20 protein-coding genes and 1 pseudogene are annotated in these 19502 nt (G+C 69.7%); 10 read left to right on the top strand and 11 right to left on the bottom strand.

The features are described 5' to 3' along the window. Positions 1 to 87 precede the first annotated feature (87 nt). Positions 88 to 1299 carry an oxygenase MpaB family protein gene (locus ACGFNK_RS07170; protein ID WP_393412770.1) on the bottom strand — a complete coding sequence of 404 codons (1212 nt, stop codon included), beginning with the start codon at positions 1297 to 1299 and terminating at the stop codon, positions 88 to 90. A 552-nt stretch (positions 1300 to 1851) separates the two neighbouring features. On the opposite strand from ACGFNK_RS07170, the gene ACGFNK_RS07165 reads away from it, so the two are divergent. After that, positions 1852 to 3093, top strand: a complete 1242-nt coding sequence (locus ACGFNK_RS07165) for a lactonase family protein (RefSeq protein WP_393412768.1) — start codon at positions 1852 to 1854, stop codon at positions 3091 to 3093. Positions 3094 to 3142: 49 nt separating this feature from the next. Here the strand turns inward: ACGFNK_RS07165 and ACGFNK_RS07160 are convergent, their stop codons facing one another. From ACGFNK_RS07160 to ACGFNK_RS07145, 4 genes are all read right to left on the bottom strand, one after another. Beyond that, positions 3143 to 3892 (bottom strand): alpha/beta hydrolase, encoded by a 750-nt coding sequence (locus tag ACGFNK_RS07160; RefSeq protein ID WP_393412766.1) that lies wholly within the window; start codon positions 3890 to 3892, stop codon positions 3143 to 3145. 14 nt (positions 3893 to 3906) lie between these two features. Beyond that, a complete protein-coding gene (locus ACGFNK_RS07155; protein ID WP_393413277.1) occupies positions 3907 to 5286 on the bottom strand; it encodes an NAD(P)/FAD-dependent oxidoreductase in 1380 nt (459 codons plus the stop codon). 93 nt (positions 5287 to 5379) lie between these two features. Further along, positions 5380 to 6360: a zinc-binding dehydrogenase gene (locus ACGFNK_RS07150; protein ID WP_393412764.1), complete on the bottom strand. Its 981-nt coding sequence runs from the start codon at positions 6358 to 6360 to the stop codon at positions 5380 to 5382. Positions 6361 to 6414: 54 nt separating this feature from the next. Further along, positions 6415 to 7593: an NAD(P)-binding protein gene (locus tag ACGFNK_RS07145; protein ID WP_393412762.1), complete on the bottom strand. Its 1179-nt coding sequence runs from the start codon at positions 7591 to 7593 to the stop codon at positions 6415 to 6417. Between the two features lie 168 nt (positions 7594 to 7761). On the opposite strand from ACGFNK_RS07145, the gene ACGFNK_RS07140 reads away from it, so the two are divergent. After that, a complete protein-coding gene (locus ACGFNK_RS07140) occupies positions 7762 to 8448 on the top strand; it encodes a pentapeptide repeat-containing protein (RefSeq protein ID WP_393412760.1) in 687 nt (228 codons plus the stop codon). 104 nt (positions 8449 to 8552) lie between these two features. Here the strand turns inward: ACGFNK_RS07140 and ACGFNK_RS07135 are convergent, their stop codons facing one another. Further along, positions 8553 to 9050 carry a carboxymuconolactone decarboxylase family protein gene (locus tag ACGFNK_RS07135; RefSeq protein ID WP_393412758.1) on the bottom strand — a complete coding sequence of 166 codons (498 nt, stop codon included), beginning with the start codon at positions 9048 to 9050 and terminating at the stop codon, positions 8553 to 8555. Between the two features lie 196 nt (positions 9051 to 9246). Here ACGFNK_RS07135 and ACGFNK_RS07130 point away from each other — a divergent pair, with 196 nt between their 5' ends. Continuing rightward, entirely contained in the window at positions 9247 to 10164 is a 918-nt protein-coding gene (locus tag ACGFNK_RS07130) for an RNA polymerase sigma-70 factor (protein ID WP_393413275.1), read from the top strand. A gap of 144 nt (positions 10165 to 10308) precedes the next feature. Here ACGFNK_RS07130 and ACGFNK_RS07125 read toward each other — a convergent pair whose 3' ends face one another. Both ACGFNK_RS07125 and ACGFNK_RS07120 read right to left on the bottom strand, forming a co-directional pair. After that, positions 10309 to 10761 (bottom strand): DUF5707 domain-containing protein, encoded by a 453-nt coding sequence (locus ACGFNK_RS07125; protein WP_393412756.1) that lies wholly within the window; start codon positions 10759 to 10761, stop codon positions 10309 to 10311. Between the two features lie 454 nt (positions 10762 to 11215). Beyond that, entirely contained in the window at positions 11216 to 11716 is a 501-nt protein-coding gene (locus ACGFNK_RS07120) for a hypothetical protein (protein ID WP_386354572.1), read from the bottom strand. Between the two features lie 113 nt (positions 11717 to 11829). Here ACGFNK_RS07120 and ACGFNK_RS07115 point away from each other — a divergent pair, with 113 nt between their 5' ends. Then, a complete protein-coding gene (locus ACGFNK_RS07115) occupies positions 11830 to 13236 on the top strand; it encodes a M1 family metallopeptidase (protein ID WP_393412754.1) in 1407 nt (468 codons plus the stop codon). Between the two features lie 39 nt (positions 13237 to 13275). Here the strand turns inward: ACGFNK_RS07115 and ACGFNK_RS07110 are convergent. Further along, positions 13276 to 13725: pseudogene (locus ACGFNK_RS07110) on the bottom strand (NUDIX hydrolase); the annotation flags it as partial. 96 nt (positions 13726 to 13821) lie between these two features. On the opposite strand from ACGFNK_RS07110, the gene ACGFNK_RS07105 reads away from it, so the two are divergent. The 3 genes from ACGFNK_RS07105 to ACGFNK_RS07095 all read left to right on the top strand — a co-directional run bounded on the left by ACGFNK_RS07105 (position 13822) and on the right by ACGFNK_RS07095 (position 16231). Next, complete coding sequence (locus tag ACGFNK_RS07105; protein WP_393412752.1) at positions 13822 to 14376, top strand: GNAT family N-acetyltransferase; 555 nt, start codon at positions 13822 to 13824, stop codon at positions 14374 to 14376. Then, the gene (locus tag ACGFNK_RS07100; RefSeq protein ID WP_393412750.1) at positions 14373 to 14900 is read left to right on the top strand and encodes a DinB family protein; all 528 of its coding nucleotides are present in this window, start codon (positions 14373 to 14375) and stop codon (positions 14898 to 14900) included. The genes ACGFNK_RS07105 and ACGFNK_RS07100 overlap by 4 nt, the downstream gene beginning before the upstream one ends. Positions 14901 to 15160: 260 nt before the next feature. Further along, positions 15161 to 16231: a pentapeptide repeat-containing protein gene (locus tag ACGFNK_RS07095; protein WP_393413273.1), complete on the top strand. Its 1071-nt coding sequence runs from the start codon at positions 15161 to 15163 to the stop codon at positions 16229 to 16231. 260 nt (positions 16232 to 16491) lie between these two features. On the opposite strand, the gene ACGFNK_RS07090 is transcribed toward ACGFNK_RS07095, so the two are convergent. Beyond that, a complete protein-coding gene (locus ACGFNK_RS07090) occupies positions 16492 to 16920 on the bottom strand; it encodes an ATP-binding protein (RefSeq protein WP_386354586.1) in 429 nt (142 codons plus the stop codon). A 231-nt stretch (positions 16921 to 17151) separates the two neighbouring features. Here ACGFNK_RS07090 and ACGFNK_RS07085 point away from each other — a divergent pair, with 231 nt between their 5' ends. Together ACGFNK_RS07085 and ACGFNK_RS07080 are read left to right on the top strand one after the other, a co-directional pair. Next, complete coding sequence (locus tag ACGFNK_RS07085; RefSeq protein WP_393412748.1) at positions 17152 to 18006, top strand: helix-turn-helix domain-containing protein; 855 nt, start codon at positions 17152 to 17154, stop codon at positions 18004 to 18006. Between the two features lie 17 nt (positions 18007 to 18023). Then, complete coding sequence (locus ACGFNK_RS07080) at positions 18024 to 18200, top strand: DUF397 domain-containing protein (RefSeq protein WP_386354592.1); 177 nt, start codon at positions 18024 to 18026, stop codon at positions 18198 to 18200. Between the two features lie 60 nt (positions 18201 to 18260). Here the strand turns inward: ACGFNK_RS07080 and ACGFNK_RS07075 are convergent, their stop codons facing one another. After that, the gene (locus tag ACGFNK_RS07075) at positions 18261 to 18836 is read right to left on the bottom strand and encodes a TerD family protein (RefSeq protein WP_386354595.1); all 576 of its coding nucleotides are present in this window, start codon (positions 18834 to 18836) and stop codon (positions 18261 to 18263) included. A 208-nt stretch (positions 18837 to 19044) separates the two neighbouring features. Between ACGFNK_RS07075 and arfB the strand changes: the two genes are divergently transcribed. Beyond that, entirely contained in the window at positions 19045 to 19476 is a 432-nt protein-coding gene (arfB, locus tag ACGFNK_RS07070; protein WP_393412745.1) for an alternative ribosome rescue aminoacyl-tRNA hydrolase ArfB, read from the top strand. Positions 19477 to 19502: the final 26 nt, after the last annotated feature.

Here is a 19502-nt window from a genome sequence, read left to right as displayed (position 1 = left end):
TTGCCGGAGCCGGTCACCGTCGGTCGCGCGTCGCGGAAGGAAGCCGCGGAAGGAAGCCGCGGAAGGAAGTCGCGGAAGGAAGGAGATTCAGGCCGCCCAGGCGCCCGGACGAACGGCTCGCGCGTCACGACGGCAAGAGGTGTCACAGGGAAGGACGGCCGCCTTGAGTTCGGGCGCGGGTCCCTCCAGCGCCCGGCGGCGAGCTTCGTGGGCCGAGGCGGGGGAGTAGGTCTGCCAGTAGTGGGCCTGGCGATTGAGTTGGCTGATCAGCGGCATGAGATCGGTGGCGGCGGGGATGCCGGGGATGCCCAGGCGGTCTCCCCACTCCTCCCCGAAGGCCCGCCGTAGCACGTTGTCGATGAGGTGGCCCAGCTGCTCCTCGGACAGGACGGCGCCGGGCGCGCCGGCCATCGCGCGGGCCTGTGCCTCGACCATGGCGGCGGTCAGTGCCGTCGAGTTCTCGTCGGGGGTGTCCGTCGTGGCGTCCAGCAGGTCCTGCAGTCGGCGGGCGCCGGCGTGGTCGACCACGTCCTTGTGAAGGCTTTCGTCGAGTCCCAGGAGATGGGCGACGTACGACCAGTACTGGTACAGGCGGCGCTCCTCCTCGGGAGCGATGTCGATGCCGACGGCCGTCAGGGCCTGGGAAGCGATGAGGGTGAAGCCGAGCCAGGTGCGGGCCATGTCGAGCTGGCCGATCGGCAGGCCCCGGGCGCCCATGTCCCAGTCCGTGAGGGTCGTGGCCCGCATACGGGCATGGGCCAGCCGGACCTCCACCGTGGCCACGTACCCCGGTCGTCCGGGCAGCAGCCCTCCCGGCCGTATGGTCTGGCGCGCCCACACCCCGGTCTCCGCGAGCCGGCGTGCGGCCATGTCCGCCGGCCTGCCTGTTCCGGCCAGCAGCCGTGCGGTGGCCGGGGAGGCGTAGATGTGCGCGAGCGCGCCGGTGATCGAGCAGAGCCCGAACCACATGGGGGGCACGGACAGGCTCACGACGTCGCCCCTGTGGAGCATCAGCGGGTCCACCCGGTCAGGGGTGGCCTCCAGTTGCTCCAGCAGCGCGGCGATGGCCGCGGGGGGCTGTTGGCCAAGACTCGTCAGGCCGTGCTTGAGGCCCGCGTCGAGGGCACGCCGGGCCTGCGGGCCGTAGAGGTCCAGTTCGGCTATGACGGCATCGGCGAGCGGATCCCCGGCGGTGAGCAGGGCCACCACATGGTCGGCCTTGGCGCCGTGCTGACGGCGTGCCGCATCCAGGTCGACCACGCGCTCGGGGGTCTTACGGGGTGTGTGCTTCGCGTCCATGGGGTTCTCACTTTCGAGCAGGTGCGGCGGTCCGGCCGCCAGGCGAGGGGGGAGACGTGCTCGGGTGTCGATCCGCGCGGATCCGTTCTGGGAAAGCGGCTGCTCAAGTCGCTTCCATGCATCACAAGGTTCTTTCTGACACCTGTCAGACTATCTTCATTCTGACAGGTGTCAAGTGAGTTCTTCGTGGGTTCATGGCCCCTCGCCGGAGCAGCACACGGCCACACGGCCACGGCGGAATCACTGGCGGCGATCGTGGTCAACGGGCTGCTCGCCACTGTGGCGGCAGGGCGCCGCTGAAGGGGCAGTGGTACTGGGCGACCTGGAAGTGCTGACGCCCTCCGGGCTCCTGCTGGGGCCCCACCGGAACCCGGCTCAGACGCCCTCTGAGCCGGGTTTCTGTTTCTTACGGGACTTCTTACGAGACCCTTGCGCACCGCTTACGAGACCCTGACGCGGGTCCCGTTCCGGGCCGTCTCATCGCCCCCACTGGCCACTCTGGTGCTGTTCGCAGGGCGCGGACGTGGGGGACGAGAGACCGAGGAGCCGGGCGTGAGCACGTACGACAGGAATGGCCGTCGCAGTGGGCACAAGAGCGGGCACAGGGCGAAGTCCAGGTCGCGGCGGGTCATGATCGGGGCCGGGGTGCTCGCCTCGGTGGGGGCGGTGACGGCGGCGGTGTCCGTCGCCAATGCGGGGCAGTACGCCCGCACCACGTCCACCGGAGCCGATCAGGCCGTGTTCGTGCAGGGCAACGAGCTGGACGGGAACACGATTCATGTGTTCGCCCGGGGTGATGACGGCAAGTTGTCGCCGGCGGGGGAGTTCGCGACCGGCGGCAAAGGCGGTGACCAGGTCGACGCGCCCACCGATTCGCTCGCCTCGCAGGGATCGCTCGTCTACGACGACGCGTCGGGGATGCTCCTTGCCGTCAACGCGGGCAGCGGCACGGTGACCTCGTTCCGGGTCGAGGGGACGGAGTTGAAGGATCCGAAGCAAGTAAATTCGGGCGGGGAGTTCCCGGCGAGCATCGCGGTGCGCGGGAAGGTCGCGTACGTGATGAATGCGGGCGGTCAGGGCAGCGTTCAGGGCTTCACGATCACCGGGAAGGGGCTCAAGCCGCTGAAGGGGTCGCATCGTTCGCTGGGGCTGGAGAACGAGGATGTGCCGCGCTTCGACACCTCGCCCGGTGAGGTCGAGTTCACCCCGGACGGCCGCAACCTGGTGGTCACCACCAAGGCCGCCAACACGGTCGAGGTGTTCCCGTTGAAGCGGAACGGGGTGCCCGCCGCCGACGAGCCGGTCGTCAACAAGTCCGCGGGCGGTGTGCCGTTCGCGATCAGCTTCGACAAGTCGGGGAAGCGGATGCTGGTCGCGGAGGCGGAGAAGTCGACGGTGACCGCGTACCAGGTGCAGCGCAGCGGCAGGCTGAAGGTGCTGCAGGAGCCGCTGGCCAACGGTCAGGAGACGCTGTGCTGGCTGGTGCGTGCCGGTAACTACTTCTACGGCGGCAACACCGGGAACTCCACGGTCAGCGGCTACCGCATGGCCAAGAGCGGCGAACTCGCCCTGACCAACGACGTGGGCATCGCCACTCCGCCCTCCGCCAATGCGCAGGGCGTGATCGACCTCGCCGTGACCGAGGACGAGAAGTTCGTCTACGTCCAGAACGCGGTCTCCGGCACCGTCGACGGCTTCCGTGTCGAGAAGAACGGCGCGCTCACGAAGGTAACGACCGCCGAGGACCTGCCGGTCTTCGAGGAAGCCGGCATGGAGGGCATCGCCGCGAAGTGACGCCGTCAGACGACGCCGTCAGACGATGGGCCGTTGGCCCAGGTCACCGTCAGCCGTTGAACTGGGCCTTTCTGCCGGGGCTGTCGAGCTCGGGCACCTTCAGCCCCGCTGCCGACGCGATGACGCGGGCGGTGCGGAGGCCTTCCTCGTACGGAGTGCCGCCGTGGACGGGGCGGCAGCGGCCCAGTTCCGGGGCGTACTCCGCCATGACCGCGCCCGCATGGTCGGTGGTGAGTTCGGTGAGCGGAGCCGGACGGCCGCAGTCGGCGAGCACCGACTGGAACTCGAGAGCGTTGTTGAAGTCGCAGACCCTGTCCGCCCTGCCATGGACCAGGTGGATCGGCAGGGGCGGCGCGGTGGCGCAGACGGCCATGGGGGAGGGGAGGCCGAGGAGGGGTTCGGGCTGGTTGTAGCGGGCGGCGATGCCGACGACCGCTGCCGGGCGCCAGTCCTCCGGGGGGTGGGGCTGGAGGGCGGTGGCCATGGCGGCCCGGCCGCCGAGGGACCAGCCGACGAGCACGACACGGGCCGGGTCCGGTACGTAATCCCAGGTGTAGCGAAGAGAGGCCGCCAGTTGAGGCCGTCCGCCGTCGGGGGCGTCGGGCCGCCAGTCGGGGACGATCACGGTGGGGCCGAGGCGGGCGACGGTGGCGGCGAGGGCCCCGAGGACATCGCGTTCGGCGGGTCCGCGGCCGTGCCAGAGAAGGACGGTGGGCGCGTCGGGATCGGCGCCGTGGTGGATGTCGAGGAGCTGGCCGTCGGCGGTGTAGCGGACGGTGTCGATGACGGTGGTGTCCATGTGTGCCCCCTGCCTCAGCGGCCCGCGACTCGGTCGGCGATACGTGCCAGCCGGGACGACTGCGCGGCCTGCGTGCCCTGTTCACGGCGATCGGCGGCTCGATACGTCGCGTACATGCCGTGTACCCCGATCCAGCGCAGTGGCTCGGGTTCCCACTTGCGGACCTTGTGACCGACCCAGGGCAGGGCGGTCAGCTCGGTCGCGCCGGACTGCCCGGAGTCCTGCTGGATCAGGTCGCACAGGGTACGGGCCGCGAGGTTGGTGGTGGCGACCCCGGAGCCGACATAGCCGCCGGCCCAGCCGAGGCCGGTGGAACGGTCGAGGGTGACGGTGGCGCACCAGTCGCGGGGCACGCCGAGGACGCCGGACCAGGCGTGGGCCACCTCGACGCCGGTGAGCTGCGGGAAGAGGCGAAGGAGGAGCGCCCGTAGCGCCTCGATGGTCGCCGGCTGCGTACGGCCGTCGGCGGTGCGCTGGGCGTACATGTACGCATGCGCCATGTCGCCGAGGGTTTCGCGGCCCTCCCAGCCCACCGACTCCCACTGCTCGGCGGTGAGCGGTTCGGTGGCGACCATCGACGAGTTCATGGGGAGCCAGGTGCGTCTGTGGCCCTTCAACGAGGCGGTGAAGCCCTCGGTGCAGCGCAGGACGTAGGGCGCGCGGACGGTGCCGTACGGAGTGACCGCGTGCTTCGGCCGGATCTCGGTGACCGGGGTCGACTCGTGAATGGTGACCCCGAGCGCTTCGACCGCCTTCGCGAGTCCCTGGACGAGCTTGACGGGGTTCAGCCGGGCGCCGTGCGGCGTCCAGGTGGAGCCGACGGCGTCGGCGACGCGAATGCGCTCGGCGGTCTCGCGGGCGCCGTACAGCTCACGGTCCTTCTCGCCGAACGAGAGCTCTGCCTCGTGGAAGGCCTTGAGGCGGGCCAACTGGGCCGGGGTGCAGGCGACTTCGAGTACGCCTCCCTGGTGGATGTCCGCGTCGATGCCCTCCACCTCGGCGACCCGGAAAACCTCCGCCACCGTCTCGTTCATCGCCTTCTGGAGGCGTACGGCGGCCTCGTGGCCGTGCACGCGCGCGTGGCGGTCGCGTCCTGCGATGCCGTTGTAGAGCCAGCCGCCGTTGCGGCCGGAGGCGCCGTAGCCGCAGAACTTCTGTTCAAGGACGGTGATACGGAGGAAGGGGGCGGCCTTCTTCAGGTAGTACGCGGTCCACAGGCCGGTGAAGCCGCCGCCGACGATGACGACGTCCGCGGCGGCGTCCGAGGGGAGGGGTTCGCGGGGCGCGGGGAGGCCCTGTTGTGCGTACCAGAACGATATGCCGCCGTTGATGACGGTGCGGGCGCTGTGTCCGGCCGTGCTGCCCGTGTGCTCCGTGCCGCCCACGCTCTCCATGCCGCCCACGCTCTCCGTGCTGCTCATGCGCGGGACGTTAGCTTCTGAGGGCCGTGGGTGTCTCCTCCGGAGTCCGAAGTGGGATCGGTTGCTTCACGGCTCCAGGACCACCTTGCCGATCGTCCCCCGGTTCTCCAGCGCGCGGTGGGCGGCTGCCGCCTCGGCGAGAGGAAAGCGCTGGACGGCCGGGGTGAGGCGGCCGGCGGCGGCCGCGGTGAGGGCGCGGAGTTCAAGGGTGCGTATGGGGTTGGGGCCGCCCGCCTTCTGCATCATCACCGGGCCGAGGACCTGCTCGGACACGCCCCCGACGACGAGCGGGCTGCCGTCGTGCAGGCCCTCGCCGGACCAGCCGAAGACGATGTGCTTGCCATCGGGGCCGAGGAAGCCGACGGCCGTACGGGCCACCTCGCCTCCTACGCCGTCGAGGACGACCGTGGCTTTGCGGCCCCAGAGGAAGTACTTGACCTCGTCTGGCCACTCCGGGTCCTTGTAGTCGACCGCGAGATCGGCGCCGTTCTTCTCGACGCGGGCCACCTTCTCCGGGCCGCCGGCGAGGCCGATCACGGTGGCGCCGGCGTGCTTGGCGTACTGCACGAGGAGGGTGCCGATACCGCCCGCGGCGGCCGGGATCACGGCCACGGAGGCGGGACCGAGCTCGGCGAACTGGAGGATCCCCATCGTGGTACGCCCCGTGCCGATCATGGCGACGGCCTGTGCGAAGTCCAGGTTCTCCGGGACCTCGTGGAGGCGGTCTGCGTCGGCGACCGCCAGTTCGGCGTACCCGCCGGGGGCGAAGCCCAGATGCGCCACGACCCGCTTGCCGAGCCAGAGCCCCGCCACGCCCTCGCCGAGGGATTCGACGGTGCCGGCGACTTCGCGACCGGGGATGGCGGGCAGCGCGGGCAGCTCAGGCAGCGGCCCCTGGATTCCCTCGCGGATCGCGGTGTCGAGCAGGTGGACGCCTGCCGCGGCGACGGCGATACGAACCTGGCCGGGGCCCGGTACAGGGTCCTCGACCGGCTCGTACGTGAGGTTCTCGGCCGGGCCGAAGGCGTGCAGGCGGATGGCGTGCATGAAGGGCTCCTCGGGTTCGTGAGCTGTCGTGCTCGTGCCCTCCACCCTCGGACCTCAAGCTTGCTTGAGGTCAAGCCCTGCCCTGCGCGGGATGTCGAAGGCGAGGGACACGGCCGTCAGGGCGCTGTTGAAGGACACCTCGGAGAGCACGCCGGGCGCCGCGACCTGGTCGCCCGCGAGGTAGACGCCGTCGCCGCGGTCGACGGCGGGACGGTCGCGCCAGCTGGTGCCGGGGAAGTCCACGGCGCCGGTACGTCCGTTGGCGATGGTCTCGCTGCGCCAGGTCACGCGCTCGCGCCAGCCCGGGAAGGCGAGGTCGAGAAGTTCCTCGGCGCGGGCGATGCCGACGGCCCGCGGCTCGTGGGGCGCGATCGGGAGCTGCCCCTGGATGAGCTGTTCGCCGGCCGGGGCGAGCGTACGGTCCTGGGCGGTGAACCGCTCGATCCAGCCCGCCGCGTCCAGGTCGGACACGGCGAACGCGTCGCCCCGGCGGGTCCGTACGGCCAGATCGATCAGCGCCGTACGACCGCTTGTCCAGGTCAGCGACTCGTCGCGGAGGAGGCGGCGGGCGGCGTCGAGGGAGGTGGCGACGATGACGGGCCCGTGCCTGCCGTGCTCGTCGAGGCTGTCGACGCGGGAGAGGGTCTCCATGCGCACGCCCAGGTTCCAGGCGCGGGCAGCCATGCGGTCGATGACGCCGGCCCAGCCGCCGCGCGGGTAGTGCGCCTCCGGGGGCAGCTTCGTGGCGCGCCGCAGCCGTTCCTGCACGAAGGCGGCGGAGAGGGCGCCCGGGTCGTGGTGGAAGAGGGCGACGGCGGAGTAGTACGCGGCTGCGTTCGCGCCCTCTTCTCCGGCGATGTCGGTGGCCCACGTCCTGAAGTCGACGTCTACGGGCGCCTGTTGGGCCGTACGGCGGAGAAGCTTGAGCATCGCGAAGGGTGGGGTGCGGCGGAGGGTGCCCTTGTGGCGGAGACGCAGTCGGGCAGCTTCCAGAGGTGGGAGCGGGGCGAGTTCGCCGATCAGGCCGCGCTGTTTGAGCCAGGTCCAGTGGGGGCCGCCCTTGTAGAGGGCGTGCGGGCCTTCGTTCGTCTTGTACGGCCCCTCCGCGGTGCGGGCGCGGCCGCCGAGGGTGTGGTGGGCCTCGTGAACGGTGACCTTGGCGCCCGCCTCGGCGGCGGTGATGGCCGCGGTCAGGCCGGCGAAGCCGCCGCCGATGACGGTGATGCGGTGCATGGCTGGGGGTCTCCCTACTGGTCCGGTGCGTGCGTGCGTATGTGGGTGGGTGGGTGCGCGCGGGTGCGTGACTCGTAGGTATGACTCGTTGAGGGGCCCGATGTGTGACATCGCGGGCGTTTGTGCAGGTCAAGGGGCTTGTCAGTGGTGGGGTGCAGGATGGGGCGCATGGTGAGGCGGGCGACGGATGAGAAGACGGCGGTCAAGAGGGCACGGCGTCCCGAGGTGCGGCTGCCGCCGCTTGTGCCGTACGGAGGCGGCGAGCTGGAGCCCGACGGGGACTATGACGGCCTGGAGTTCCGGGAGGCGGACCTCGCCGGGCAGGACGGAGCGGGCGCCCGCTTCATGGACTGCGCGCTGACAGGGTGCGCACTGGACGAGACCCGGCTGCGCCACGCGCGCGTGATGGACTCCGTCCTCACAGGGATACGGGGCGTCGGCACCGATCTGGCCGAGGTCACCCTCCGCGATGTGGAGCTGGTGGACGCGCGACTGGGCGGCGTCCAACTGCACGGTGCCGTACTGGAACGGGTACTGATCCGCGGCGGCAAGATCGACTATCTGAACCTGCGCAAGGGCCGGCTCCGGGACGTCGTCTTCGAGGGCTGCGTGCTGGTGGAGCCGGACTTCGGAGGCGCGCGACTGGAGCGGGTGGAGTTCGTCGACTGCGCGCTGAAAAGGGTGGACTTCAGCGCGGCCACGCTGACGGACGTGGACCTTCGGGGGGCGGCCGAGGTGGACATCGCGCGGGGGGTCGACCGCTTGGCGGGGGCGGTGATCAGTCCGGCGCAACTGCTCGATCTGGCGGCGGTGTTGGCGGCGGAGATGGGGGTCCGGGTGGTCGCCGAGGGGTGAGCGGTCGGGTTCGTGGGTGGGCGTGCGAAGCCTTGTCGTCAGTGGCATGCGCGGGCCCGGCCCGGATCGAACGATCCCGGGACGGGCCGCGTTTCGCCTGCCGGTCAGCTCGACGTACTCGACGTACTCGACGTACTGGCGAACATGCCGGGCTCGTACGAGCCCCCCGGGTTGCGCACGATCACGTTCATCCGGGTGGCCGCGTTGATCAGGGAGACCAGGCAGACCAGCGCACCGACCTGGTCGTCGTCGAAGTGCTTGCGCACCTCGGCCCAGGCCTCGTCGGACACGCCGTGGTCGCTGAGCCGGGTGCCTTCCTCGGCGAGCGCCAGCGCGGCCCGCTCGGCCTCGGTGAACACCGTGCTGTGCCGCCAGGCGGCGACCAGGTTGAGCCGGAGCGCGGTCTCACCGGCGGCCACGGCCTCCTTCGTGTGGACGTCGACGCAGAAACCGCAGCCGTTGATCTGGCCGACCCGCAGCTCCACCAGCTCCCGCAGGGCCTTCGGCAGCGTCGACCCCTCCAGGGCCAACGAGGTGTTGTAGAACCGCTTGGCGACCTTCGCGGCGGTCGGGCTGTCGAACAGGTTGAAACGGGGTTCCATGACGTCGTCCTCACTCGTGGAGTTGCGTGCTCCTGCACTGGACGAACACAAGATGCCGACGGCCCGATCCTTGTGACGGCACGGTGATGTGGCGTGCGTCACCGATCGTGGCCGTCACAAAGCGGTGAGGGCCGGCGTCTGGTGTACGGCGCAGTCGAGAGCGAACGGTGAGGAGCCGGCGATGGACGACCGAACCATGAGCGACCGGACAAGGGACACATCCGAGCCGGTCGCTCGTGGCGACCGCATGGACAGCGTCACCCAGGCGTTCGTCACCCACCGCAACCTCCTGTTCACCGTCGCCTACGAGATGCTCGGCTCGGCCGCCGACGCAGAGGACGTCTTGCAGGAGACCTGGTTGCGGTGGGTGGGCGTCGATCTCGACACCGTGCGGGATCAGCGTGCGTACCTGGTCCGGATCACCACCCGGCAGGCGCTCAGCCATCTGCGCACGCTCGGCCGGCGCAAGGAGTCCTACGTCGGCCCCTGGTTGCCCGAGCCGCTGCTGACCGCGCCCGACGTGGCCGAGGACGTCGAGTTGGCCGACAGCGTCTCGATGGCGATGCTGCTGGTCCTGGAGACCCTCACCCCGACCGAGCGGGCGGTGTTCGTACTGCGCGACGTGTTCGACCTCGGGTACGACGAGATCGCTGAGGCCATCGACAAGAGCCCGGCCGCGGTCCGCCAGATCGCCCACCGGGCACGGGCCCACGTCGCCGCGCGCCGACCGCGAGGGGTCGCTTCCGCTGCCGAGACTCGCCGCACCGTCGAGGCGTTCCAGCGGGCGGTCGAAACGGGCGACCTGCAACGCCTGCTCGACATCCTCGCTCCGGACGTCGTCCTGCTGACCGACGGCGGCGGAGTCGTACGGGCCGCACTGGCGCCCGTCGTGGGGGCCGACCAGGTGGCCCACGTGCTGGGCAGGATCGCCGCCGCGATGTCGCTGCAGCCGACACAGGTCAACGGCGACCCGGCGCTGATCGTCCGGCTGGGCGGTGAGATCGACACCGTCATGGCGATGCGCATCGACGACGGCCTCATCACCGGGCTCTACGCCGTGCGCAATCCCGAGAAGCTGTCGCATCTGGAGCGGGAGACCACCCTGCGCCGCTAGGTGCCCTGCCGACTTGCACCGGAGGGTGGCTGCGGAACCCGCAACGGTTCGTCCGCCGGCATCACGACTGCTTTCCTCTGCCCCGGAGATGAGAGCGCACGTGGCCCCAACTGCACACATGCCACGATCACATGTGCGTCTGGATCACGCCACGGTGAAGTCGGCCGCCTTGGTGTCCAGCGTCGTGCCGCCGTCCTCGGCGGTGGCCAGGACGGCGACGTGCCACAGACCGCGCGGGGACGCGTCCGCTTCGCCGCGGCTGACGGTGACGGTATAGGTGCAGCGCGCGGTGTCCTCACCGGACGGCTTGCAGACGGCCGACTCCACGGCGGCCATATCCTTGGCGGTCAGCCCCTGCTTGGCGAAGGACGAGTTCGCCGGCCAGGCCAGGACCTTCACGTCCTTGACGCCGGAGGACGCCGTAACGTCAGTGGTGAAGGTGAACGAGCCGCCGCGGTCGCCGTCGGGGGCAGCGTAGCGAGCAGCGCTGTGTGCCACAGAAGGGGACTGGTCCCCGGCGTGGGCAACGGCGAACGCTCCGGTACCTGCGAGGACGACGACACCGGCGGCCACGGACAAAACGATACGTCGCGACATGAGAAATTCCCCCAACAGCCTCAGCTGGATCGGACCGGCGCTCTCGGCTGCGCGCCGTTGCACCAATACTGGCCGCGCAGCGGGCACCGGGTATGAGCACACGTACTCAACCCAGGCCTGAGTAGGGCCAGTTCGGCAGCCAGGACGAAGGCGCGAGGCTGGCAGCTGCCGTCCGACGAGGACCGGCACGCAACACTGAACGGCACTAACGGGCCCCTGCCGGTGAGACTGCGGAATGCACGCGTGCACCGCCCAGCGGCCGCCCTCAAGCGACAGGTGCACCTTGCTGGTCACCCCGCCGCGTGAGTGCCCCAGTCCGGCCGCGCGGAGCCGGGCTCCGCGGCGTCGGGCTCTGCGGCGTCGGGCCCTGCGGCGTCGGCGCAGGCGCCGTCGCTCCTTGCGGGCGGCATGTCCCGCCATGGACGGCCCGTCCGCCCACGCACCCGCACCCCGTTCAGCGCACCCTCGGGAAACGGGCTTGGAGGGTCCAGATCGCCGGGTTCTCCGCGAGAGCGTCATGCATGTCGCACAGATCGGCGATCAGATCGTGCAAGAAGTCCCGCGCCTCGCGCCGGAGTTCGGCATGCGAAAAGGTCAGCGCAGGCTCCTCCACCGGCATCCAGTCGGCTTCGATGTCCACCCACCCGAAGCGCCGCTCGAAGAGCATCCGGTCGGTCGACTCGGTGAAGTCCAGCTCGGCCCGCTGCGGGCGCGAGGCCCGCGAGCCCGCCGGATCCCGGTCGATCCGCTCCACGATGTCGCACAGCGCCCACGCGAAGTCGAGCACCGGCACCCATCCCCAGGCTGTGGACAGTTCCCGGTCCGCCTTGGTGTCGGCGAGATAGACGTCGCCGCAGAACAGATCGTGCCGCAGGGCGCGGACGTCCGCGCGGCGGTAGTCGGTCTGCGGAGGATCCGGGAAGCGGGAGGAGAGGGCGTAGCCGATGTCGAGCACGTACGTGATGGTGTCACGCTCGCGTGGGGCCCTGACGTGCCCCGATCCCAGCCCCGATCCCAGCCCCCGTCTCAGTCCTGCCCCTCAGCCCCGATCCCTCTAGGATCGCGAACGTGCCCCGCCCCGCCCGATTCGTACCGGCCGTCGCGTCCACCCTGGCCCTCGCGCTCACCCTGCCGGCGTGCGACGCCGGCAGCGCGCGGGACACGACCGGCGCCCCCGGCGTGAACGACCCGTACTTCCCGAAGGCGGGCAACGGCGGCTACGACGTAACCCACTACGCCCTGACCCTGACCTACGACCCCGCCTCGCGCCGCCTGACGGGAACCGCGGAGATCGACGCGCGGGCGAAGCAGAACCTCAGCGAGTTCAACCTCGACGTCAAGGGCATGAAGGTCACCGCGGCCGAAGTGGACGACGCACCCGCCCGCTTCCACCAAAGTGGCGACCACGAGCTGACCATCCACCCGCCCGACGACCTCGACAGGAAGAAAACCTTCCGCACCACCGTCCACTACTCCGGCACCCCCGACACGATCACCGACCCGGACGGTTCACGGGAGGGCTGGCTGAGGACGGCGGACGGCGCCCTCGCCCTCGGCGAGCCCACCGGCTCGATGGCCTGGTTCCCCGGCAACCACCACCCGAGCGACAAGGCCACGTACGACATCGCGATCACCGTCCCCGAGGGCCTGAAGGCGGTGTCCAACGGCGAGTTGAGGCGCGAGGAGATGAAGCGGGGCCGTTCGGTGTTCGCCTGGCACGTCGGGGAGCCGATGGCGTCGTACGTGACGACGCTGGCGATCGGCGAGTACGACGTGCGCCGCTCGAAGACCGCGAACGGCCTGCCGGTGTACGTGGCCGTCGACCCCGGCCAGTCGAAGGCGAGCGCCAAGGTCCTCGCCCGTATCCCCGAGATCATGCGGTGGGCGGAGGGGAGCTTCGGCCCCTACCCCTTCTCCTCCACCGGCGCGATCGTCGACAGCGCGAACGACGTGGGCTACGCCCTGGAGACCCAGAACCGCCCCGTCTTCCCCGGCGCCCCCGACACCGCCCTCCTCGTCCACGAACTGGCTCACCAGTGGTACGGCAACTCCGTCACCCCCGCGACCTGGCGCGACATGTGGCTCAACGAGGGCTTCGCGACGTACGCGGAGTGGCTCTGGCAGGAGGACCACGGCGGCGACACGGCACAGGAAACCTTCGACGCGCTGTACGACCACGGCGAGGACACCTATGAGGACCTGTGGTCCTTCCCGCCCGCAAGCCCGACGAGCGCCGCGCACATTTCCGACGACCCCGTCTACCAGCGCGGCGCCATGGTCCTCCACAAGATCCGCGAAACGGTCGGCGACGCCACCTTCCACGACATCCTCCGGGGCTGGCCGGCCACCCACCGCCACGGCAACGCGAGCACGTCCGACTTCACGGCGTACGTGGAACAGCAGGCACCGGACAAGGACTTCAGCGCGATCTGGGAGGACTGGCTGTACGGGAACGGAAAGCCGGACCAGACCTGAGCGCATCCGCGTCACGACTCGCACTCTGCGTTCCGCGCGTCACGCCTCGCGCCCGTCCAATTCCGCGAGCAGTTGAGGCAGCTCCGGCGGCCACACGGACTCCGCTGCGTCGGCCAACTCCTTCCGGGTCCACCACTTCCAGCCCAGCATGCCTTCCTCGCTGCGCAAGGCGCGGATCTGGTCGCCGCCGTCCGGCTCGCGGCGCGGCCCGTACGCCACGTAGATGTGCTCGTGCTGGCGGACGGGGACATTCATGCGTGTGAAGTCGTGCTCCCAGATGCACAGCAGGGGCCCGGGGGTGACGTCGGTCCAGCCGGTCTCCTCGCGGAGTTCGCGCAGGGCGCCCTCGCGCGGGCTCTCGCCGGGTTCGAGACCGCCGCCGGGCATGGCCCAGTGGATGCCGACCTCATCGTTGTCGTACCGGAAGAGGAAGACCGCTCCCTCCGGGTCGAGTACGGCGATACGGGCGGCCGGACGTGGGGTGCGCGGTTCGAGGGACATGTCCGCAGGTTAGAACCTGCGCCGGGTCGATCGCGGCCGGGTAATTACGTTGTCCGGCCATGGCATCTGGGATAGCAAGGGCGAGTGATACGTGGCGGCAAGGTCGGGTTACGCACTCGGCGAGACAGTGATGTCCCGGTCTTCCAGGCCGAGTTGTACGAGGACGTGGTGACGCGATCGCGCACCGACCCCCGTCCGTGGCGGCCCCTCCCGCCGGACGCGGCGGAGTCGCCCGCCGCGGGCGCCGAGCCGTCGGACGAGAGGGCGTACTTCTCTGTGGAGGAGCTGGAGTCGCAGGAGTTGGCCGGTCAGGCCCTGCTGTGGGGCATCGACCTGCACAACAGGACGGCCCACCTGGGGATCACCCTGCTCCCCGCCTTCCGAGGACGTGGCCTGGCGGCCGACGTCCTCGGTGTCCTGTGCGAGTACGGCTTCGCGGTACGCGGCCTGCAACGGCTGCAAGTCGAGACCCTCGCCGACAACACCCCCATGATCGCGGCCGCGACCAGAACCGGCTTCACGCTCGAGGGCACCCTGCGCCGCTCCGCCTGGGTGTACGGCTCTTTCGTCGACGAAGTCGTCCTCGGTCTCCTCGCCGAGGAGTGGGCACCTGCGAGCCTGGCCGGAGGCGACCGATGAACGCGTCCCAGCATGACCTGCTGCGCTGGCAGTTCGAGCTGACCTGGTCGCTCTTCGAGTACCACCTGGAGCGGCTGGAGCCCGAGGACTTCCTGTGGGAGCCCGGGCCTCGCTGCTGGACGGTGCGCCCGAACCAAGACGGGACATGGGTGCCGGACTGGGCGGACACCGAGCCCGAGCCCGTGCCGGTCCCCACGATCGGCTGGCTGAGCTGGCATATCGGCTGGTGGTGGAGCGTGAGCATCGATCACGCGCAGGGGCGTACGCCTCGGGAGCGGACCGAGATCACATGGCCGGGTGACGGGACGGCGGCAGTCGAGTGGCTGCGCGGCCTCCGCGGTGACTGGCTGGCGGTACTGGACCGCCTCACCGACACCGACCTGGACGCCACGGCCCCGTTCCCCTGGCAGAACGACCCCGAGCACACCATCGCCCACATGGTCACCTGGGTGAACGCAGAGCTGATGAAGAACGTCACCGAGATCGGCCAACTCCGCTTGCTGCGCGCCGCGTCCGCGGCGTGAGTCCGCCAGCCGTCATCCCTCCAGCGGCACGCAAGGGCCGCACGCCCCGACTCTCCGCGATGCGGTGTACGTCAGTCAGGGACTCGCTCATCCGCGAGAGCAGGAACCCGAGCTGGTCGTGCACCTTGATCGTTTCATTGAGCGGCGCCTAGGCTCCCATGCCCATGGAGACAGGGGGGCCGGACCGCGGTCGCAGGCTGTGGCGCGACCGGCTGGTCAGGCGTCGTGCGATCGCGGCCCTGCTGGCCGGGACGGCGGGGCTGGCCGTTCTGGGCGCGGTGCTCGTAGTCCTGCCGGGTGTGGTGGTCGACCATGATCTCGCCGGGGCGAGCGTCGCCGCGCAGGATCGGCTGAAAGCGGTGAACGACGTCCGTACGACACTTCTGCAGGCCGTGGGCGGCATGGTCGTGCTGTTCGGCGCGTATGCCACATGGCGGCAACTGCGCGTCAGCCAGGACGGCTTGCGCGCCACCCAGGAGGGCTATGTCACCGATAGGTTCAGCACGGCCGTCGATCAACTTGGCAGTGACAAGCTGGAAACGCGCATCGGCGGGCTCCACGCGCTGTGGCGGATAGCGGAGCACTCCGCCCGCGACCGCGAGGCCGTCATCTCCATCCAGGCCGCTTACCTGCGTACACACCTGCCCTGGCCGCCCGCCGGACCGGAAGCTCCAGCGACGGACGTGCCCATCAATGACGTCGCGCCGCTGGAGGTTCGTGCCGCCGACGCCCAGGTGGCGCTGACCGGGCTCGGCGTGTTGTTGCTGCAACCCCGGGAGCAGTCCTGGGTCAACCTCAGCGTCACGGACCTGCGTCGGGCCGACTGCGACGGGCTGTGGCTGCATGAGGTCAACCTCGACCGGTCCTGTATGGAGGCGGCGGGCCTGTACCACGCCAACCTGACGCAGGCGTCTCTCGTCTCGGTCAACCTGCGGCACGCCGACCTCAAGACGGCGATCCTGCGCCGGGCCCGCTGCGTTCTGGCTGACCTGCGGGGCGCTCGACTGGTCGAAACCGACTTGCGCGACGCGGACTTCACCGAAGCCGACCTCCGCGAGGCGAACCTGCGCAAGGCCGATGCAGGCGGCGCTGTCTTCCGCCATGCCGACCTGCGCCTGGCCGACTTGCGTGGCTCCGACCTGAGCACGGCCGACCTTCTCCAGGCACGTCTGACCGGCGCACTGGCCAGCGAGCACACTCGCTGGCCAGCCGGCTTCGACCACGCGGCCGCTGGCGTCGTTGTTACCGAGGATCCCGGCCCCGAACCTCCGCCACTGCTCCAGCCCTCAGGGATAACAACGCAGCACCCGCCCCTGCGGTCCATGCCATGAGATCAGGGCGACCTTCAGGGTGGCGCCTGGGGGATTCCGGCTGCGGCCCTGGGGGCCAGGGAGTTGCCGGGGGCACGACCATGGATGGGGTGTTGCAGAGACGGACGCGGCAGTCGGCCGACCGGCCTTATGGGTGCTGGTCCCAGGGCGTGAGCGCTTCTCGCCGTGGTGTTCAAGCGTCGCTCGTTTGAGCACCTGAAGGGCATCCTCCCCCTGTGTGTTCACGTTTTGCGCGATAGGGGTGGTGAGCCCGCGAGACGTCATCCCTCCTGCGGCACGCTGGGATTTTGAAGCTCGAACCAGACGTGTTTGCCGTTCCGGCCGGGGCTGTACGCCGGGCCGACGCCCCATGTGTGCGCGAGGGCTTGTACGAGGAGTAAGCCGCGCCCGCCTTCGCTGTCCTCTGCGGCTTCGGAAGGGAGCAGCAGCCCAGCAGGCCCGTCGTCGTAGACGGCCACGCGTACGCCGTCAGCCAGAACTGCCGTCTCCAGCCTGATGGTTGGCGTACCGGTGTGCCGTACGGCATTGGTGACGACTTCGGACACGAGGGTACGGGCGGTGTCGGCGAGGTGCGGGGCGTGGCCGTTCGCGGCGAGGAGCATGGCGACGGTGTCACGGCAGATCTTCGGGCTGAGGGGCGAGTTGGGGGTGGTGAGCTGGTACGTCGGCGGATCGGCGTTGTTGTTCATGGTTTTCAACTCTCTGTCTGTATCGAGGAGTTACGCGGCGAAGGCCACCGTGGCTCGGGCACCGTGAGGCGGGCGCCTGCACTGCGGATTCACTGGCATGCCGCGCGCTGACCGTTCCGAAGGTAGGGGCAACCTTGCAGTGGGGCAAGGTTGCCCCGGAAGGTTCACTCGAGTGAGTGGACCCTGCTCGTCCTGACACGGCAGACTCGGACGCCGAGAGGAACGGAACCCATGCCACTGAGAGACAACCCCTCCGCTCGCCAGGTCCGACTGGGTGCGGAACTACGGAAGTTGAGGGAGGCCGCAGGCAGGACGGCCCGCGAAACCGCAGGCCTGCTGTCGACCGATCAGGCCAAGATCAGCCACATCGAGGCGGGTCGGCTGGGCATCAGCGAGGGGCGGATCCGACGGCTGGCGGTGTTCTATGCGTGCGATGACGCCGAACTCGTCAACGCGTTGTGCGCAATTGCCCGGGAATCTCGTGGCCAGGGTTGGTGGGAGGCGTATCGCGGGATCCTCGCCCCCGGCTTCCTGGACATGGCTGAACTGGAGCACCACGCAACGTACTTGCGTGCGCTCCAGCCGATGACGCTCCCCGGCGTCTTCCAGACGGAGGACTACGCGCGGGCGATCTACGGCGGCAACATCCCTCCCCTGCCTACCGAGGAGGTGGACGTCCGCGTGGAGTTCAGGCTGAAGCGCCGCCAGGTCTTCGAGCGCGACGCTCCGCCGCCCTTCACCGTCGTGATCCACGAGGCGGCCCTGAGGATGCGGATCGGCGGGCGCAAGGTCGCGCAGGCGCAGCTCGGCCACCTGCTGGAGATCTCCGAGTGGCCCACCGTCACGCTGAAGGTCATCCCCTTCACGAGCGAAGACTTCATCGAGGCCACACAGCCGGTCTTCTACGCCGGGGGAGTTGTCCCTCAACTGGACACGGTCCAGGTGGACAGCGCCGTGGGCGGCGTCTTCCTCAGTATCGCCACTCAGCTCAAGAAGTACGGCACCCTGTTGGACCTCGCGGAGCGAGCAGCACTCGACGCCGAGCGCTCCCGACGGTTCATCCACGACATCGCGCGAGAATTGTGAGAGCCCACACCATGCCTGTGAACTGGCAGAAATCCTCCTTCTCGGGGGCCGGCGGCGAGAACTGCATAGAGATCGCCCACATCGACCCTCATCTCCTCCTCCGCGAAAGCGACGCCCCCACCGATGTACTCGCCATGCCCCCTCTTGGTCTGGCATGTCTCATACGCCACATCAAAGCCGAGCAGCAGCGGTGACGGCGGAGCCCCCAGTCACCAAGTGACCGGGGGCTCCGACAAAAGCAGGCGTGCCGAACCTCAGACGCTCACGCCGAAGTCCTGGGCGATCCCCACGAGGCCCGAGGCGTAGCCCTGGCCCACCGCGCGGAACTTCCACTCTGCGCCGTTGCGGTAGAGCTCGCCGAAGACCATGGCGGTCTCCGTGGCGGCGTCTTCCGAGAGGTCGTAGCGGGCGATCTCCGTGCCGCCGGCCTGGTTGATGATGCGGATGTAGGCGTTGCGGACCTGGCCGAAGTTCTGGGAGCGGGTCTCGGCGTCGTAGATGGAGACCGGGAAGACGATCTTGTCGACATCGGCGGGGAGGCCCGCGAGGTTGACGTTGATCGCCTCGTCGTCGCCCGCGCCCTCACCGGTGCGGTTGTCGCCGGTGTGGACGATGGTCTGGTCCGGGGTCTGCTTGTTGTTGAAGAAGACGAAGTGACCGTCGGAGTAGACCTTGCCCTCGGGGTTGACCGCGATGGCCGAGGCGTCCAGGTCGAAGTCGGTACCCGTGGTGGTGCGGACGTCCCAGCCGAGGCCCACGGTGACAGCGGTCAGGCCCGGAGCCTCCTTGGTGAGCGAGACGTTGCCACCCTTGGACAGGCTTACAGCCATTGTTGGGAGTCCTTCCCTCGTTGACGTACGTACGACAAGTGCGGTGCGTTGAACTCGGTGCTTCGTACGGGGACGAAGCTACCGTCACTTCTATGAACGTCGCGGGGGGTCCCCCGGGTTCCGCCCACTTTACTTTCTTTACCCGAGAGGCCCAGGGACCTGGAAAAAGCGCGTGACGTGGACCGGACACACGCGCGACCATGGAGCCATGTCTGGTCCCTACGTCATCCGCGGCTCCGTCTCGCTCCCCGAGGCCGAGCTGGCGTGGCGTTTCTCGCGCTCCTCGGGGCCCGGTGGCCAGCATGTCAACACGAGCGACTCGCAGGTGGAGCTGCGGTTCGACCTCGCGAAGACGGAGGCCCTGCCCGAGGTGTGGAAGGCCCGCGCCCTCGAACGGCTCGCCCCGAAGCTCGTCGGCGGAGTCGTCAGCGTACGAGCCTCCGAGCACCGTTCCCAGTGGCGCAACCGCGAGACCGCCGCCGTCCGCCTCGCCGCCCTGCTCGCGGAAGCCACCGCCCCGCCGCCCAAGCCCCGCCGGCCCACCCGCATCCCCCGCGGCATCAACGAACGCCGGTTGCGGCAGAAGAAGCAGCGGTCCGACACCAAGCGCGGGCGCTCCGGGCGCGATTGGGGACCGTAACCCACCCGCTCACCTGGACAGGGCGG

The organism is Streptomyces sp. NPDC048825, from assembly GCF_043198355.1.
Taxonomy (GTDB): Bacteria; Actinomycetota; Actinomycetes; order Streptomycetales; family Streptomycetaceae; genus Streptomyces; species Streptomyces xiangluensis.
The sequence above is the reverse complement of the archived record's forward strand: the minus strand, read 5'-3'. Positions and strand labels throughout refer to the sequence as shown.